We start from the raw sequence: 16,892 nt of genomic DNA, 5'->3' as shown, positions 1-16,892 counted from the left end.
AGGGCCGGAGCGTCACCGCCCCGGCCCCCTTTCCGTTCGGCGCGCTTTACGGCTCGGTGCCCCAGACGAGGGTGCCCGACACGTACACGGTCACCTTCGCCGCGTCGGCGTAGGAGGTGCCGGCGCCGCGGCTGTAGTCGTTCGACTCGTCGAAGGCCGACCAGTCCGACTTGGCCAGGCGCAACTGGAGATCACCGCTGTCGGCTCCGACGGCCAGCGAACCGGAGGTGAAGCCCACCTCCAGGTAGTGGTCCGCGCCCGTGCGGCTCGGGGAGACGGCGCTCACCGAAGTCTTCACCGTGGAGCAGCCGAGCTGCGCCCAGTCGCAGAAGGTCTGGTAGCCGGCGGAGGAGGACTCCCCGGTGAACCAGTAGCGGATGGTCACCTTGGACAGATCGACGGCGCCGGAACCGCCGTTGACGAGCTTGAGGCCGGGCCTGATCCCGTTGTCACTGGTGGAGGAGTCGTTGTTCTTGTACTGCGCCTTGAGGCCCGACGTGCCTCCGCCTCCGCCCGAGGCCTTGGTGGTGGCGGACACCGCCGTGGACGAGGCCGAGACGTTGCCGGCCGCGTCCTTGGCCTTGACGGTGTACGTGTAGGTGGTGGAGGCGGCGAGCCCGCTGTCGGTGTAGGACGTCGTGGTGGCGCTGCCCACCTTCGTGCCGTCGCGATAGACGTCGTATCCGGTGACCGCGGTGTTGTCCGTGGACGCGCTCCAGCTCAGGGTGGCGCTGTTGCTCGTCGTGGAGCTGACCGCGAGACCGCCGGGAACGGTCGGGGCCTGCGTGTCACCGCCGCCGCCACCCGATCCGCTCAGGGGCGGGTTGGCGTTGGCGAGCAGCTGACGGAACTGGGCGGAGAACCAGTGCCCGGCGAGCGGGGAGTTGGCCAGCGCTCCGGTGAGGTTGTTCCCGTTGCGCCCGTTCCCGGTGTACGTGGGGTCGCACATCCGGTCGAAGCCCTTGCCCTCGTCGTTGTCGACGGCCTGGCTGGCCCCGTCGGACTCGCCCGGCGGCTTGGCCCACACGTAGGCGTCGATCCCGGTGTCGGGTGCGGTCGCCGGGCGCTCACCCAGGCCGGCCCCGCTCTGGTTGCACCAGTTTCCGGCGTGGATGCGCCGGTCGATGCGACCGCCGTCCACGTAGGCGTCGACACTGGTCGTCGGGCCGGGACCGGTCGGCCGGGCCGAACCGCCCCAGCCGTTGCGCGAGGTGTCGATGAGCATGCCGATGCCGGCGTCGAAGCCCTGCGCGACGAGCGCGGTGCGCAGACCCTGTGCGTACGAGCTCTCGTCGTCGTACTGGTTCCAGTCGATCCACTTCGACTGGCGCACCGTCTGCCCGTTCACCGTGTCCGTCACCTTGACGTACGGCTCTTTGGTGGCGGAGTAGTTGGCGGTGTTGACGATGAAGCCCGTCACATCGTTCACGGTGGCGCCGTTGGTGGTGGCGGCCTTCTTGAACTCCTGGGCCGACGGCGTGAGGTTGCTGTCCCAGCCGAGCCAGCCGTGGTGGCCGGCGTCGATGTAGTTGTAGGCGTTGGGCAGAGCGCCGAGCTTGTGGAGGGCGTAACCGACGCCCTTCTCGTAGTTGCCGTTCGCCTTCATGGTGGCGCACTGGGTCGTGGAACCGGCCGTGCCGCCCGCGTTGGTCACGAGGTTGGGCAGCGAGTCGGGCTCGATGAGGTTGACGATCCGCAGGCTCGCGTAGGCCGGGTCGGCGAGGATCGCCGCGATCGGGTCGATGTAGTCGCTCTGGTAGGTGGCCAGGTCGTCGGGACCGAGTTCGCCGTTGGAGGCGAGTGCCGCGCAGTCCCGGCCCGGCAGGTCGTAGATGACCAACTGGACGAGGTTGGCGCCCTGCGCCTTGGCCGCGTCGAGGTGCGCCTTGAGGCCACGGGCGTCGGCGGTGCCCTGGATCGCGGCCATCCGGTCCAGCCAGACGAACGTCGGCTGGTCGGAGATGGCCGAACCGCCCGGCTCGGCCGCCGCCTTGGCCGACCAGTCGGGATTCACGTAGGCCTTCGCGCCGACGTAGGGATTGTCGAGTTTGGCGGCCGCGTTCGCGGTGGTCGGAAGGGCGGTGACAGACAGGGCTCCGAGGAGGGCGCCAACGGCCAGAGCGGCGGTCCGCTTCGGTCCGCTTCGGCGCACGGTGGAGTCGGGTCTACGGGAAGGCATCAGCCATCTCCTGGGGAGTGCATGCGGGTACGGTCGGCGTGCGGGGTCGCCGGCGGCGCCCCGGTGTGCCGCGGCTCGGGCACACCGGACGGAGCTCCGCCGGACGGGCGTTGCGTGCGGGCATGACGAAGGTGCGATCGCGTGCGTTGCGCAAGCTGGAGCTGGAGGGCCGCCGGACACGAGCGCGCCACGGCGTCGTCCGGACGGGCGCCCGACATCTTGGCGGCGCGCGTGGACGGTGCCCGGTCACGGATGTGACGGCGGGGACAGGGACTGCGGGTGGGAGCGCTCCCAAGGTGCGACGTTCGACCTTCGGATGTCAACACTCGTGCAAAAGATGGGTTGCTGACGCTCCGTCACTCATTGAGCCCGTGGCGTGCTCGCTCGCGGGCCGCGCGGTCGCGGGCCGGGTCCCGGCGGGCGTGAGGGCGTGGGGGATACGGGGAGCTTCCCGCGGAGAATCCGGAAGGCGGGGGCGCCTCCGTGGCCGCGGCGGCGCGGGCGTGGCCCGAACGCGGCGTTCTCACGGTCGACGGTCCCGCGGAGGGGCAATCACCGCGTGAGGTATTGACGCGAACACGCTTAGTGGCTTCCATGTGCGCAGTCCGGCTTCGATGAGCCGGCCGTCGGGAGCGGGACACTCCTGCCGGTCCGCGGGAGCCGTCATGCCGGATGCCCATCCGCCTGCCCGCCCGGAAACGCGCGCCCAAGAATGGGAGCGCTCCCACCCGGAGAGGACCCCCCCCACCATGCGTCACCCACCCTCACTTCGCGTCCGGCGCACCCTGGTCGCGCTCCTCACCGCGGCCCTCGCGGCCCTCGTCCCGCTCGCGGTGGCGGTGCCCGCGCAGGCGGTCGCCGCCTCGTCCCCGGCGCCCGCGGCAGCCGCGTCGGGCGCCGGATACTGGCACACGGAGGGCCGCCGGATCCTTGACGCGCAGAACCAGCCGGTGCGCATGGCGGGCATCAACTGGTTCGGGTTCGAGACGTCCAACTACGTTGCGCACGGCCTCTGGTCGCGTGACTACAAGTCGATGATCGACCAGATGAAGACCCTGGGCTACAACACCATCCGTCTGCCCTACAGCGACGACATCTTCAAGGGCACCCAGCCCAACGGCATCACCTACGCCAACGGTCTGAACTCCGACCTGCAAGGCCTCAACTCGCTCCAGGTGATGGACAAGATCGTCGGCTACGCGGGCTCGATCGGCCTCAAGGTCGTACTCGACCGTCACCGGCCCGACTCCTCGGCCCAGTCGGCGCTCTGGTACACCTCCGCCGTACCCGAGGCGACCTGGATCGCCGACCTCAAGGCCCTGGCGACGCGGTACCAGGGCAACGCCGCCGTGATCGGTATCGACCTGCACAACGAGCCGCACGATCCCGCCTGTTGGGGATGCGGGGACACGAGTACCGACTGGCGGCTCGCGGCGGAGCGGGCCGGCAACGCGGTCCTGTCCGTCAACCCCAGCCTGCTGATCTTCGTCGAGGGCGTCCAGACGGTGAACGGTCAGAGCACCTGGTGGGGCGGCAATCTCGCCGGGGTCGCCGCCGCGCCGGTGCGGCTGAGTGTCGCCAACCGCCTGGTCTACTCGGCCCACGACTACGCCACCAGCGTCGCGCAGCAACCGTGGTTCAGCGACCCGTCGTTCCCGGCGAACATGCCGGCCGTCTGGGACAAGTACTGGGGCTACATCTTCAAACAGAACATCGCCCCCGTCTGGCTCGGCGAGTTCGGCACCACCCTTCAGTCGACGGTCGACCAGAAGTGGCTGGCGGCGCTCGTCGACTACCTGCGTCCCACCAGCACATACGGGGCCGACAGCTTCAACTGGACCTTCTGGTCGTGGAATCCGAACTCCGGCGACACGGGAGGCATCCTCAAGGACGACTGGCAGACCGTGGACACCGTGAAGGACGGCTACCTGGCATCCGTCAAGGCCCCGGGCTTCACCGGAGGCGGGACGGGCGGAGACTCGACCGCGCCCTCGACGCCGACGGGACTGGCCGTGACCGGTAGCACCGCGTCGAGTGTGTCCCTGTCGTGGAAAGCCTCCACGGACGACACCGGGGTGGCCGGTTACGACGTCTACCGTGGTACCGCCAAGGCGGGTGAGGCCACCGGCACCTCCTTCACCGACACGGGCCTCACCGCGGGGACCCGCTACGACTACACCGTGCGGGCTCGCGACGCGGCCGGCAACACCTCCGCGGCCTCCGCGTCGGTCAGCGCGACGACCACCGGCACCGGGGGCGGCTCCAGCGGATGCACCGCCACCTACAAGGTGAGCAGCGACTGGGGCGGTGGCTTCAACGCCGACGTCACGGTCACCAACACGGGCACCTCGACGACCAGGTCGTGGCAGGTCACGTGGGAGTGGCCGGGCAGCCAGACCATCTCCGCGATGTGGAACGCCTCCTACAGTCAGGTGGGCAAGACGGTGACCGCGAACAACGCCGACCACAACGGCGCCATCGCGGCCGGTGCCTCCACCGCCTTCGGGTTCGGCGCGGCACCAGGAGGCGCCGGTACGCCGGTCCTGAGCTGCCGAGCCGGATAGCGAGACTGCCCGGGCGCCTGTCTCGGCCGTACCGCGACCGCTGCCGCACGGTGCGGCAGACGACATGGTGAGCCTCTCCGTGCGGCGGCACGCGGACGAAGCCGGACACGGCGTCCTTCCCGTCTTCGGGACGGGCCGTACCGTCTCGCATCCGCCGCACGGAGAGGGAACCCAGCCCTCCACACCATCGAACGACCCGTCGGAATGCGGGGTGGGTCAACCCCGGACGGGCCCGCGATGCGAATCCCGTGCCGGCGCGAGGTTCTGTCCTGGACGGGGCAAGAGGGGGCTTCCGCCGGCGGCGGTGAGCCCCCTCCCTCTCATGCCAGGGCGAACTTCTGGGCGCCGGAGCTGTTGCAGTCCCAGATCTGGAGGCGTGTGCCGTTCGCGGTGGCGCCGGACGGTGAGTCGATGCACCGGCCGGTGGCCGGGTTGGACATCGAGCCATCGGCGTTGGTGACCCAGTTCTGGTAGGCACCGCCGTTGCAGCCGGCCAACTGGAGCTTTGTGCCTGCCGCGTTGACACCGCCCGCGATGTCCAGGCACTTGCCCAGCGTGCGCAGGGTCTGACCGTTCCAGGTCCACTTCTGGTCGAGGGAGGTCGCCTGCTGGCAGTCCCACAGCTGGACCGCGGTGCCGTCGCCGCCGATGTCGTCACCCGCCACGTCCACGCACTTGCCGCCCGGTCCGTAGATCGGGGTACCGATGGCGAAGTTCTGGGCGCCGGAGCTGTTGCAGTCCCAGATCTGGAGGCGTGTGCCGTTCGCGGTGGCGCCCGACGGCGAGTCGACGCACCGGCCGCTGGCCGGGTTCCTCAGCGAGCCGTCGGTCTGCCGCACCCATGCCTGGTAGCCGCCGCTGTTGCACGTGGCGAGCTGCAACTTCGTCCCCGCCGCGCTGGTGCCACCGGCGATGTCCAGGCACTTGCCGAGGGTCTGGAGAGTCTGGCCGCTCCAGGTCCAGTGCTGGTCCTTGGCCGCCGACTGGCAGTCCCACAGCTGCACCGCGGTACCGTCGCCGCCGGTGTCGTCACCCGCCACATCGACACACTTGCCGCCCGGTCCGGTGATCGTCTGGCCGGTCGACGAACCGCCGCCGCCACCCCCGGAGCCAGGCCCCTTGTTGTAGACGGCCACGGAGTCGACGACCAGCTTGCCGCCGGAGACCGTCGACGCGTCCGGGCCCCCGCCGAAGGCGTCAGGGAAGCCTCCGCCGATCGCCAGGTCGTAGATGATGAAGAAGGGGTGGTCGACCGCGTCGGCCCAGGTCGTCGCGTCCACCTGGTTGGCGTTGACGGTGAAGAAGTTGTTCCCGTCGAGGTAGAACCTGATCTGCTCCGGTGACACCGAACGGTCGATCTCCGCCGCGTAGTCGTGGAAGCCGGTCTGGCAGCCGCCACAGGCGCGTTCACCCGAACCGATGCCGGTCGACTCGTTGCACGGACCGCCCGGATTCACGCCGCAGTGCAGGGTGCTGAAGACGGAGCTGCGGCCGTTGATGTCCTCCATGATGTCGATCTCGCCGGACTTCGGCCAGGTCACCCCATCACGCAGCGGCGCGCCGAGCATCCAGAACGCCGGCCAGTAGCCGGCGCCGTTGGCGGTGCTGACGTTGGGCTGCTGGAGGACGGACTCGATACGCACGACTCCGCCGGCCGGGGCGCCGAAGGACGCCGACTGGGTCTCCACGCGCCCGGAGGTCCATCCGCCTCGCGGGTCGGAACCGGAATGCAGCGCTTGGAGCACCAGATGACCCTGACCGTCGTAGTAGACGTTCGAGGTGCTGTTGGTCATGGTCTCGATCTCGCCGGTGCCGAAGTTGCTGCCCGGCCCGGTGTCGTACTTCCACAGACTCTGGTCGATGCCGGTCCCGGACGCACCGTTGAAGTCGTCGCTCCACGTGAGCGTGAAACCCGACGGCGTCGGAGGCACGGCCGCTTCGGCGTTCAGCGTCCCGGTGACGGTGGCCGCCACCGTCACCACGACGACGGGAATCAGGGTCAGCGCTCGCTTCCATCCACGGCGCCGTGGTCTCGCAGAGGATAATTGCATGGGTCGGACCTCCGAGGAAAAGGCGCGATCGTGTCTGTCCGCCACGCCGCCCCGGTGATCTCCACCAACGGCGCGCAGGGCACGCGCACGTGAGGATCCGGAGGACGACGAACAGGCGAGGACCGGCACCTTGGCTGCCGTGGACAGGCAGTCCCAGCGGGCGGCCGGGCTCCCGTCCCTGGCCGGCGGACACACCATCAGCGCAGGTGACGGCTGGCGGGTGTTGAGCCGTGTGGAGTTCTGTGCGGGGGCGACGCTATTGGACCGGACCAATGCCGTCAAGGCTGTGCGACGGACCTCGTTTCTGGAGGGATCGATCTCTGTGGCTCTGTCCTGAGGGGGCGGTTCATGCGCCCTTGAGCTGCTCTCTGATCGCCTGATGCTGTGTGCGGCTTGGCAGTTGGGTGCCGCGTTCGCTCGAAGTCGCGGAAATGGGCCGGGCATCGCCGTCCGGATCCCAGGATCGCGGTACGTCGGTCTGGGGAGCCGCTCGACGGGTGCCGCCTGAACGAGCTGTCCTGGCGCTTGAAGTCCCTTCGTACGTAGCTGAGTTGGCGGGGGGCCACGGCAGACCGTGGCACACCGCTCGCTAACATCTCTTCGCATGATGAGGCGGGGGTGGCGGCTGGGTGCCGTCGTGGTGCTGGCGGCGGTCTGTGTCTCCGGTCCAGGAGGGCCGAAGGTCATCCGTACGGCGTCGGACCTCGGCCCCCTGCCTGCCGACCGCTACGACTACACGCCTCAGGACTATCAACGTTCGCAGCGGGCATCGGCGTTGCTGGTCCGGCAGTGCATGGCGGAGCGTGGCCACCCGGACTTCCCGCTCGACCCCCGCTACCCCAGCGACCCCATAGTCGTCACCGCGGTCAGCACCGACTACGGCGCCCTGGATCTGGCCGCCGCCCGCCGGTGGGGTTACGGCTGGGACCCGGCGAAGACCCTGTCCCGGCGGCCGATGGGCCGCCGGATGACCAACGCCGAGTATGCGGACCTCCCCGCCTGCAACCTCGACGCGAACCGGCGGCTGATGCGCGGCATCGACCTCAAGCGGGACTGGCTCTACGCGAGCACACGGGCGATCGAGGTCGACAAGGCGGTCAAGCGCGATCCGCGTCTCCGCGCGGCTTGGGATGCCTGGTCCCGCTGTGTGGCCGACCAAGGATTCCCGCGCTATCGAGACCCCGTCGCGGCGTACAGGGACACCGCCTGGCGGCGGAACGCTGACGGCAACACCCGGCATACGCGGCGGGAGCGGTCCACCGCCGTCGCGGACGTCACCTGCAAGCGCCGCCACCACACGGCCGAGCTCTGGCACACCGTACGGGCGCGGGAGCAGGCCGTGGACATCACCCGCCACCGCGACCGCTACGCCGCCGGCCTGCGGGCGCTGCGGACGTACCGGACCACCATCGCCGAGGTGCTGCGAAAGCTCGGCTAGTGCGGTCACCGCGTACGTTCGCCGGGTTGGGTTCAGGCCACCCTGTGACTCACAGCCAAAGGGGCACTCCCTAACCGGCGTCGAGCGATGAGTTCCGATACGAAGAGAAGTCTTCTTGGGCGAACGTGCTCATGAGGTGCCGCTGGAGGCGCCGCCCAGGCCTCGGACCGTGGGCACGTACGAACGTGACCAAGCTCGACGACCGGTGAGGAGACTCCAGCGTGAGCGACATCGTGGTCCAGAAGATCGTCCGGCCTCAGCGCCTGGTATCGGGCCCGTGGCTGGAGGTGATCGCCTCGAATCTCGACTACCACCGAGCGACCTTCCTGTGGAAGTGCGAGGGCCTCTCGGATGAACAACTGCGGCTGCGTCCCGTGCGGTCGTCGGCGTTGACCCTGCTGGGTCTCATGCGCCATCTGCAGGGGGTTGAGCGTGCCTGGTTCCAGCGGACGTTGGCCGGCACGACGCCTCGCTTCTTTCCCTATCGGACCTACGTCACCGCTGATGGCGGCGAGTGGTACGACGAGTCGGACGCCACGTCGGGCAGGGACGTCTACGAGGACTACCTCACGGCGTGCGAGGAGTCGCGGCGGATCTTCGAGAAGGTGACCGTCGACATCGCGCGCATCGTGCCGAACGCGGAATTCGGTGACACCGATGTGCGGTTCGTCCTGGAGCACGTGATCGAGGAGTACGCCCGCCACGTCGGCCATGCGGATCTTCTTCGCGAGGCCATCGACGGGGTCACCGGCGAGTAGCCGACCGCTGCGCGCGGCCGGCGCGTTCCAGCCTCACATCCGGGATCTCAGCACGTCGACCTCGCAGCCCGGCGCGAACGGGTCGAAGCCGTGCTCGGTCAGCCAGCGAACCACCAGCAGGCTGCGCAACGACCACCACGCGTGGATCACGTCGAGGTCGACGGCGGTGCCGTATCCGGCGACGACGTCGTCGAGGTGCTCCTCGTGTCCGAGTGTGAAGGTGGCGAGGTCGAACAGGGCATCACCCTGGCCCGCCTCGGACCAGTCGATGATGCCGGTGACCTCGTCGCCGTCGAGGAACACGTGTGCGATCTGCAAGTCACCGTGCGTGAACGCCGGGGTCCACGGTCTGAGCGCGGCCTCGGCGACCTGGCGATTGCGGGTGACCACGTCGGCGGGCAGGACGCCGCTCGACACGAGCGACTCGCACTCGTCGTCGAGTTCCGCCGCCAGCGCGACGACGCTCCGGCCGGCCCTGCCCGACCGGGCCGGCAGCGGCGCGTCATGCAGCTTCCGGATGGCGGCGCCCGCCGCGGCCCACGCCGCCGGCGACCCGGTCGACGGCCCGCCGAGGCGCCCCAGCGTCGTCCCCGGGAGCGCGGCCATCGCGAGCACGGGCGGCTTACGCCACAGGACCTCCGGGGTCGGGACCGGCGCCAGTGCCATCGCCTCGACCTCGACGTCGATGCGCGTCTGATCGGCGTCCACCTTCAAGAACACGTCGCCGACGCGCAGAGTCGCGCGCTCGGAATGGGCGACGACGACTTCGACCTCATCCATGGGCGACGAGTATCCCGGGGATGACCGTCCGCGTCGCCGGGTTCATCGCGTGCGATTGCAGAGCCGACCGCGTCCCGCTGCTCGGCAGTGTCCGCGCGGCCCGTCGGACCGCCGACTGGGATCGACGACACGAGCGTGGCGTGCTTGACCGGCCATGCCGCCCCCTGCAGAGTCGGATTGCGCCACCCCAGCACGGTGCCGCCCGACACCACCGACCGTCCCGCTTGTCAACAGACGGCAGACAGCCCTCATCCAGGAGCGACTGATCCGATGGTCCTCGACCTGCTCGTGATCGGTACGGCCATCACCCTGGGGCCCCTGCACAACAGCGCCTTCATCCTGCTGCTCTCCTCCCGGCGCGGCGTTCGCCAGGGTCTGGCGTTCCTGTTGTCGTGGCTGGCCAACCTGATCGCGGTGATCGCCTGTGTGGTGCTGCTGACCGGCGGTCAGCCCCCAGCCCGTCACAGCGTGCCCTCGACCGCCACGATCGCTGTGAAACTCGCCATCGGCCTGGGGCTGGTGCTGTACGGCGCGCACCGGCGCCGCAGACCGCCCCGCCCGCACGGCCCACCACGCTGGACCGCCCGGATCGACAACGCCTCCCCGGCCACGGCAGCGGGCTTGGCCTGGCTGCTGCAGCCCTGGGCCATGGTCGGCGCCGGAGCCGCGACCGCCGTCGACGCGAACCTCTCCACCCTCACCGACTGGCTCGCCCTGACCGGCTACTGTCTGCTGGCCACGCTCAGCCTCATCGTCATGGAGATGTACACGGTCTGGGCGCCCACGGCCGCCAACGCCCGCTTGAACGGCCTGCGCAGCTGGCTGGAACAACACCAGGAACAGCTGATCGTCACGCTCTCCCTGCTCGTCGGCCTGTGGCTGATGGCCCGGAGCATCTACGAGCTGGTCACCTGACACGGACGGTCCCGGCAGAGGTCTTCCCCCAACCCGCATCACGCGCGTCTCCGCGGTACAGCAGCCAAGCGCGGCAACCCTGTTGACCAGCGCCGGCCGACCTCGCCCCGAACGGGGTGGGGTGCCAGGCCGGGAGACCTCACAACCATCGTGCCCATGGTTCGCATGGAGGGATCGAGCGGTGGCGGCCGACTTCGGTCGCGTTACGATGCGCGGTCTGGAGGGGATCATGACTCGCACTGTTCCGCCAGCCCCGTTCGACATCGCTGACGCATTTCCAGAACTCGTGCCGTATGCGCGGGCGACCACCCTGCTGTACCCGCGCGCCGGCAGCCCTGGACGGGATGAGAGCTCGCTGGGCGGGCCGCTCCTTTGGCCCGCCGATGAGTCCTGGCCGGAGTGTGCGGCTCCCGATCACTACAACCCCACCCGCGGTTGTGCGGTGGTCGGCCCGGCCCCTGTCTCCATGGTGCCCGTCCTGCAGCTCATCGCTCGCGACGTTCCGGCATTGGTGTTCCCGGCCGGCACCGATCTACTTCAAGTGCTCTGGTGCCCGCTGATCCACTCCGAGCACGACCAGCACTCGCCGGTGCCGGTGCTGCGGTGGCGATCCGTCGCCGACCTGGCAGATCGTCCCCTGCTGGATGAGGCGCCACGCCCCCACGAGTTCGAGGACGAGTTCGTTCCACGGCCCTGCGTGATACACCCCACTGAGGCCGTGGAGTACCCCAACTGGGACATGCCTGCGGAGTTGTCCGAGCGCGTGGGCAAGTGGAGCGAGGAAGTGGAGGAGTCCTGTGGCATCTCCTACTACGACGCCTTCACCACCCAGCAGAGCAAGATCGGCGGATACCCCGGCTGGACACAGCCCCCGAACTGGCCGTACTGCGCCTGTGGTTCCCGGATGGAACACTTGCTGACCATCTCGGCGAGCGAATCCTGTGGCCGCTGGCTCCCGGTCGAGGAGCGCACCAGCCCCGGCTGCGCCGGGGAAGTCTCCGACAACCCCGAGCCGCAGCGTGACAGCCACGACATGGACATGGGCGACAGTGGAGGCATCTACGTCTTCGTCTGCCGCACCTGCCCCACCTGGCCCACGGTTCACCGCTACGACTGCTAGTGGTGCCGTGGTCCGTCGATATGGATGCCGGTATGTCGCGTTGGCTGGTCAGGGGGCTTATATTGCGCAGACTCCCGGATCTTGGACCCCCTGGTCCGAACGGCCGGGTCCGGCACTTGAGCGAGCGGAACGACAGCCATGGCACGCAGCAGGATGACCCGACGTCATGGGTGGGCGACGGTGGCGCTGCTGTGCGCGGTGGTGTCGTCGGCAGCCGCGTGTACGGCAGCGACCGGGAAGCCGGCGGCGACCGAGGCCAAGGCGAAGGCCACCGCGTCCGCGCCGTCCTGCGCGGGCGGGGCCGTCCGGTGGACCTCGGTGCACCGGGAGCGGCGGCTCACCGAGGTCTCGCCGGTCGTGAACGTCCGCGAGAGCGACGGCGGGGTCACGTTTCACCCGGGGCTCGTGCGCAACATCGTGGCCCAGGTCAGCACGAGCGACGACCGCGTATCAGCGCACCAGGTCCTCGCCGCGCTCACCAAGCGCCTCAAGCGGTGGGACGTCGATCAGCTGGCCGCTCCGGGGAAGGAGTCCGCCGATCGTCGGCGCAACCCCGTCAAGGTCGACTTCCTCGGACACGCGGGGCGTTTCGTCGAGGCCGAGGCAGTCCAGGCCGTCGAAGCGAGCTTCACTGTGACCTGCCCCGGCGGTGACATCTACGGCAGCGTGACCACCTGGTTCGGCAGTTCAGGTGCATCCCTGGCCTGCGGCGTGAACCCCCACACCAAGGAGCCCTGGGTCCAGGAGGCCTACCGGCTGACCTGCGGTCCGCTCAGACTCTGAGGAGCGGACCCGGCGGGCGGCCTGAAGTGCGCCCGCCAGATCCCGGACGATGTCACGCCGTCCCTCGACGACTGGCCGGCGAGTGCTTTCGAGCTCGCGACCGCTGCCTCGTGCGGCTTACGGACGACGTTGCCGATCAGGCGGACTTGTGGCGGGCGCCGCCCTCGATGTGGATCGTCTCGCCGGAGACGAAGCCCGCACGCAGGAGCCACATCACCGTGTCGACGACGTCGTCGGCCTCGCCGTGGCGGCCGACGAAGGTCCCGGCCGCGCTCTTGCTCAACAAGCCGGTCTTCTTCTCACCAAGGCGATCCCATGCGCCCGAGTCCACGACACCGGGCGAGACGGCATTGACCCGTACCGGCGCAAGATCCGCCGCCAGGTGGCGCGCGGCGTACTCGACCGCACCGTTCGTGACGCCCTTGACGAGTGATCCCGGCCCAGGGCGCCAGCCGACCACACCGGAGAACAGCACCATCGACCCGGTCGGCCGCAGGACCGGCGCGAAGTGCTTGGCCACCAGCATCGGGCCGACCACCTTCGCCGTGAACGCGGCCAGCAACTTGTCGCGGTCCAACTCGGTCGCGCGAACGTCGTGCGGCGCCGAACCAGTCGTCACGATGTGGTCGATTCCGTCCTTCAGCCGTTCCGCCGCGGCCGCGAGCGTCGACTCGTCCTGCAGATCGACCCGCACGGCGGTGGCGCCGATCTCGCGCGCCAGCACGTCGGCCGCAGCCAGGTCGCGGGCACCGACAACGACCTCGTACCCGTCCTTCGCCGCACGCCTCGCGACGGCCGCGCCGAGCGCCCGTGCACCACCGATGACCAGGATCCGTTCCATGTGTCTCGACTCCCTTTCGTAGGATCGAGCACCACGGTATGAATTTGATACCGGTATCTTCAACGAAACTGGGAGCGGCGATGGGCAAGGCGTACGACGTGATGGCAGCGACCTGCCCGAGCCGCACGGTGCTGCACCGTATCGGCGCCCGCTGGACCGTGTTCGTCGTCAACGCCCTGGACGACGGACCTCGCCGCTTCAGCGAACTGAAGGGGCATATCCGGGGCATCACCCCGAAGACCCTCACCGAGACCCTGCGCTCCCTGGAAGCCGACGGTCTGGTCAGCCGCCACGCGTACGACGAGAACCCGCCCCGCGTCGAGTACACCCTGACGCCGCTGGGCCGCTCTCTGCTCATCCCGCTCCGCGCCGTACGGCTCTGGGCCGAAGAGCATGTCCCGGACATCGAGGCGGCCCGAGCACGCCGGCCGATTCTCTGACCCGTGCGTCGGCTGCCGACACGCACCTCGGTCGCGGCCGGCGGCCAGGGCCCCGGCGAGTTCCTCACGGGCAATCACCCGGCGCTCCAACACACCTTCCGCGTGGGCGGAGCCGCAGCAGTGACTGCCCACGGTCAGGGGCTCGGCGCGCCCCTTCCGGCGACACGAACTGCCGTCCACGCCTCACCGAAACGGAGCGCCCGTCCTTATCGCGGCGGTGAGGGGGCGAAACCCCGAACGAGCGCCACGGCCGCCCTGTGCCGCGCTACGTGCGGCGGCCGGCCAGCCACAGCACCGTGACGCCCGCGGCGGCGACCAGCAGCACGGTGCGGTTGTCCCGGGCCAGCCGCGCAGACCGGGCTGCCGTCTGCCGCAGAGGCACGGGGGCCCTCTCCTCCCACATCCGTCCGGCCTGCCCTGCCGTGACGCGGACCCGCCCGGACGCCTGGGCGGCCTTGTCCTTGACAGAGCCGGGCAGCTTGTCCCCGGCTCGGGAGGTGACCGTCGCGGCCCGAGCCTTGACCTCGTCGGCTATGACGACGGCCCGTTCCTTCAAGTGCCCGGCCTTCCGCTGGGCGCGGACCTTGACGTCGGTCTTGTCAGCGAGGGCCTGGACGGTCTGTCCGAGGGCATGGCGGGTCTGCTCGACCTGTTCGCGGAGCTGGTCGGGGGTGGGAGTGCTCTGCTGGTCGGCGGGCGTGTGGGTCATCGGTGGGCGCTCCTCTTGATCTCGGCCACGTCGGCCTTGACGTTCTCGATCGTGCTCTGGGGCGTCGGCGGGGCGGCCCTGCCGATCTGCTTCTTCCCGCTCAGGGCGAGAGCGGCAGCGAGCACACCGAGAGCGCCGGTGACGATGAGGGCCGAGGCCCACACGGGCAGCAGCAGGGCCAGGGCCGCGATGACGGTGGCCACCAGTGCCTGCAGCATCAGGAATCCGGCCAGTGAGGCACCGCCGAAGAGCCCCCCGCTCTTGCCGTAACGCTTGCCCTTCTCCCGCATCTCCGCCTGTGCCAGCCTCATCTCGCCGCGCACCAGTTCGGTCAGCTGCTGCGACGCCTGCCGCACCAGCTCGCCCACCGGCTCGTGCTCCACGCCGTTCGCAGGCTTGCCCGAGGCGGGGCTGTGCGGTTGTGTACTTGACACGCGATCACCTTCTGCTCCGTCGATCCTGTCGGCCGGACCGTGCTCACCGGGGGACCCGGCCGTCCGGTGAGTGCGCGAGTACCCCGAAACGGCGAGTTCAGGAGAAGGCGATCTGCCGCGAACAGGGACGCGCCCGGGTCCTCCGCGTCGGCGAGAAGAGCGGTGCCGCTCCAGGCCGGCCGGGCGCGCGCCCGCTTCCGGCACGCCGCGCATGCTTCAGCGTCCGTGACCTGGGCACTCCGATCTACACAGGGCACCGCACGTGCAGCCCGCGGAATCCGGGGAACGGTCTTTGGAACGATGCCGTCTCGTCTCAAGGAGTGGCCGTGAACGCGTCCATCGGGGTGGAAGAGGAGTTCCACATCGTCGATGTGGAGACAGGGATATGGGCGCCGCGTGCCGAAGCCGTGCTCGAGGGGCTCCCCGGGGAAGTCTTCACCACCGAGTTGAAGCAGTCCGTGGTCGAGACGAACAGTGCGGTGCATTCTTCTTTGAGTGACCTGCACACAGACCTGCTCGGCAGTCGGCGGCGGTTGGATGCCGCCGCCTCCGCCAAGGGTCTCGCGGTGGTGGCGGCGGGGACAGTACCGCTGGCCCGCCGTTCGTCGTCGGTGCCGCCGACTCCCAGCGCTCGCTACCGGCACATGGTGGACGAATACCGTGCGGTCGCCGACGAGCAACTGATCTGCGGTGCCCAGGTCCATGTGGGCGTAGCCGACCGGGACATGGCCGTGCGGATCATGTGCGAGGTTTCGCCGTGGCTTGCGGCGCTGCTGGCCCTGTCCGCGAGTTCCCCGTTCTGGCAGGGCGCCGACACGGGTTACGCGAGCTGGCGCACGATGCTGTGGCAGCGCTGGCCCACCGCCGGCCCCGTGGGCTGTTTCGCGGACGGGAGCGAGTACGACGCGGCCGTACGGGAGCTCGTCGGCTCGGGCGTCATCAGTGATCCGGGAATGATCTACTACGATGTCCGGCCCTCCGCCCACCTGCCGACGCTGGAGATGCGGATCTGCGACGCCTGCCCGCGCGTGGAGACGGTGGTGCTCATCGCGGGCCTGTTCCGCGCCCTGGTGACGCATGCACGTGAGCAACTGGCGGCACGCGGCGCTCCAGCCTGCCAGATGCGCCATGAGTGGCTGCGAGCCGCATCCTGGCGGGCCGCCCGGTCCGGTCTCGAAGGGGACTTGATCCATCCGGACACCCGCCGCGAGGCGCCGGCGCCGCAGGTGATCCGCGGCCTGCTGAAGCGGGTGCGTCCCCAGCTCGAAGCCGCCGGGGACTGGGAGACCGTGGTGGCGCTGACCGAGGAAGTTCTGGCGCGGGGCAGCGCCGCCCACCGCATGCGCTGCGTCGCCGACCAGGAGGACCTGCTGGCCTGCGTCGACCTCACGGTCGCCGAAACCCGCGGGGAACGCAGGCGGCCCCGGTCGGCATCCGCCACCGCACGCCGGCCGATCGCGCCCCTGACGTCATCGCCCGGCGACGACGACGCCAAGGGCCCCGACACGGCGCAGGTCGCCGGCCCCTGACACAGGTGCCGCCCCCGTTCATCCTGTCTGGCCGAGCGGCCGACTCCACGGTGCACCCCTACGCGGAGCGTCCTGACCGAGGAGCCCACCGCGTCCGGGATGAGGGCACCGTGCCCGACTCCGCCGCGCAGGTGGGCAAGAACCCCTTTGGTGATCACGTCGCCAGGTACCACCGCAGGCACCCCCGCGGGGCCCGGGCTGATCGTCTCGGCGTTGACGGGCCCTGCCGGGAGCCGCCCGGTTCCCGGTCGCGTGATGGTGAGGGCTGATTTGTACCGATCACTGCCGTGGGACTCGCCGGAGGACGTGAGCCGAGCAGACTGGGAGTCGCGGGTGCCTGCGTGCGGTCGT

Annotated in this window: 14 protein-coding genes; 8 read left to right on the top strand and 6 right to left on the bottom strand. The window is 69.8% G+C overall.

Annotated features, from left to right (window positions below; translation table 11 throughout):
- Nucleotides 1–46: 46 nt before the first annotated feature.
- Nucleotides 47–2,179, bottom strand: coding sequence for a glycoside hydrolase family 6 protein (locus ACF07B_RS37150; RefSeq protein WP_392182163.1), 2,133 nt, complete (start codon nt 2,177–2,179; stop codon nt 47–49).
- Nucleotides 2,180–2,928: 749 nt separating this feature from the next.
- On the opposite strand from ACF07B_RS37150, the gene ACF07B_RS37145 reads away from it, so the two are divergent.
- Nucleotides 2,929–4,743 (top strand): cellulase family glycosylhydrolase, encoded by a 1,815-nt coding sequence (locus tag ACF07B_RS37145; protein ID WP_392182162.1) that lies wholly within the window; start codon nt 2,929–2,931, stop codon nt 4,741–4,743.
- A 320-nt stretch (nt 4,744–5,063) separates the two neighbouring features.
- Here the strand turns inward: ACF07B_RS37145 and ACF07B_RS37140 are convergent, their stop codons facing one another.
- Nucleotides 5,064–6,794, bottom strand: a complete 1,731-nt coding sequence (locus tag ACF07B_RS37140) for a ricin-type beta-trefoil lectin domain protein (RefSeq protein WP_392182161.1) — start codon at nt 6,792–6,794, stop codon at nt 5,064–5,066.
- Nucleotides 6,795–7,398: 604 nt separating this feature from the next.
- Between ACF07B_RS37140 and ACF07B_RS37135 the strand changes: the two genes are divergently transcribed.
- Both ACF07B_RS37135 and ACF07B_RS37130 read left to right on the top strand, forming a co-directional pair.
- Nucleotides 7,399–8,232, top strand: a complete 834-nt coding sequence (locus tag ACF07B_RS37135) for a hypothetical protein (protein WP_392182160.1) — start codon at nt 7,399–7,401, stop codon at nt 8,230–8,232.
- A gap of 221 nt (nt 8,233–8,453) precedes the next feature.
- Complete coding sequence (locus ACF07B_RS37130; RefSeq protein ID WP_392182159.1) at nt 8,454–8,990, top strand: DinB family protein; 537 nt, start codon at nt 8,454–8,456, stop codon at nt 8,988–8,990.
- A 33-nt stretch (nt 8,991–9,023) separates the two neighbouring features.
- Here the strand turns inward: ACF07B_RS37130 and ACF07B_RS37125 are convergent, their stop codons facing one another.
- A complete protein-coding gene (locus ACF07B_RS37125; protein WP_392182158.1) occupies nt 9,024–9,770 on the bottom strand; it encodes a phosphotransferase family protein in 747 nt (248 codons plus the stop codon).
- Between the two features lie 270 nt (nt 9,771–10,040).
- On the opposite strand from ACF07B_RS37125, the gene ACF07B_RS37120 reads away from it, so the two are divergent.
- The 3 genes from ACF07B_RS37120 (at nt 10,041) to ACF07B_RS37110 (ending at nt 12,588) form a co-directional block, all read left to right on the top strand.
- Nucleotides 10,041–10,685, top strand: a complete 645-nt coding sequence (locus ACF07B_RS37120; RefSeq protein WP_392182157.1) for a GAP family protein — start codon at nt 10,041–10,043, stop codon at nt 10,683–10,685.
- A 466-nt stretch (nt 10,686–11,151) separates the two neighbouring features.
- A complete protein-coding gene (locus tag ACF07B_RS37115) occupies nt 11,152–11,805 on the top strand; it encodes a hypothetical protein (protein WP_392182156.1) in 654 nt (217 codons plus the stop codon).
- Between the two features lie 138 nt (nt 11,806–11,943).
- Nucleotides 11,944–12,588, top strand: a complete 645-nt coding sequence (locus ACF07B_RS37110) for a hypothetical protein (protein WP_392182155.1) — start codon at nt 11,944–11,946, stop codon at nt 12,586–12,588.
- A gap of 136 nt (nt 12,589–12,724) precedes the next feature.
- Here ACF07B_RS37110 and ACF07B_RS37105 read toward each other — a convergent pair whose 3' ends face one another.
- Entirely contained in the window at nt 12,725–13,429 is a 705-nt protein-coding gene (locus ACF07B_RS37105) for an SDR family oxidoreductase (RefSeq protein WP_362396552.1), read from the bottom strand.
- 80 nt (nt 13,430–13,509) lie between these two features.
- Between ACF07B_RS37105 and ACF07B_RS37100 the strand changes: the two genes are divergently transcribed.
- On the top strand, nt 13,510–13,869 hold the full coding sequence (locus tag ACF07B_RS37100) for a winged helix-turn-helix transcriptional regulator (RefSeq protein WP_369481874.1): 360 nt from the start codon (nt 13,510–13,512) through the stop codon (nt 13,867–13,869).
- Between the two features lie 265 nt (nt 13,870–14,134).
- On the opposite strand, the gene ACF07B_RS37095 is transcribed toward ACF07B_RS37100, so the two are convergent.
- Together ACF07B_RS37095 and ACF07B_RS37090 are read right to left on the bottom strand one after the other, a co-directional pair.
- Nucleotides 14,135–14,578 carry a DUF3618 domain-containing protein gene (locus tag ACF07B_RS37095; protein ID WP_392182154.1) on the bottom strand — a complete coding sequence of 148 codons (444 nt, stop codon included), beginning with the start codon at nt 14,576–14,578 and terminating at the stop codon, nt 14,135–14,137.
- On the bottom strand, nt 14,575–14,946 hold the full coding sequence (locus tag ACF07B_RS37090; RefSeq protein ID WP_392182178.1) for a phage holin family protein: 372 nt from the start codon (nt 14,944–14,946) through the stop codon (nt 14,575–14,577). Before ACF07B_RS37090 ends, ACF07B_RS37095 begins: the two co-directional genes overlap by 4 nt.
- A 392-nt stretch (nt 14,947–15,338) precedes the next feature.
- On the opposite strand from ACF07B_RS37090, the gene ACF07B_RS37085 reads away from it, so the two are divergent.
- Nucleotides 15,339–16,541: a glutamate--cysteine ligase gene (locus ACF07B_RS37085; RefSeq protein WP_392182153.1), complete on the top strand. Its 1,203-nt coding sequence runs from the start codon at nt 15,339–15,341 to the stop codon at nt 16,539–16,541.
- Nucleotides 16,542–16,892 lie beyond the last annotated feature (351 nt).

Origin of the sequence: Streptomyces sp. NPDC015532, from assembly GCF_043078065.1 — a bacterium.
Lineage (GTDB): Bacteria > Actinomycetota > Actinomycetes > Streptomycetales > Streptomycetaceae > Streptomyces.
This window is presented reverse-complemented; position numbering and strand designations above follow the sequence as displayed.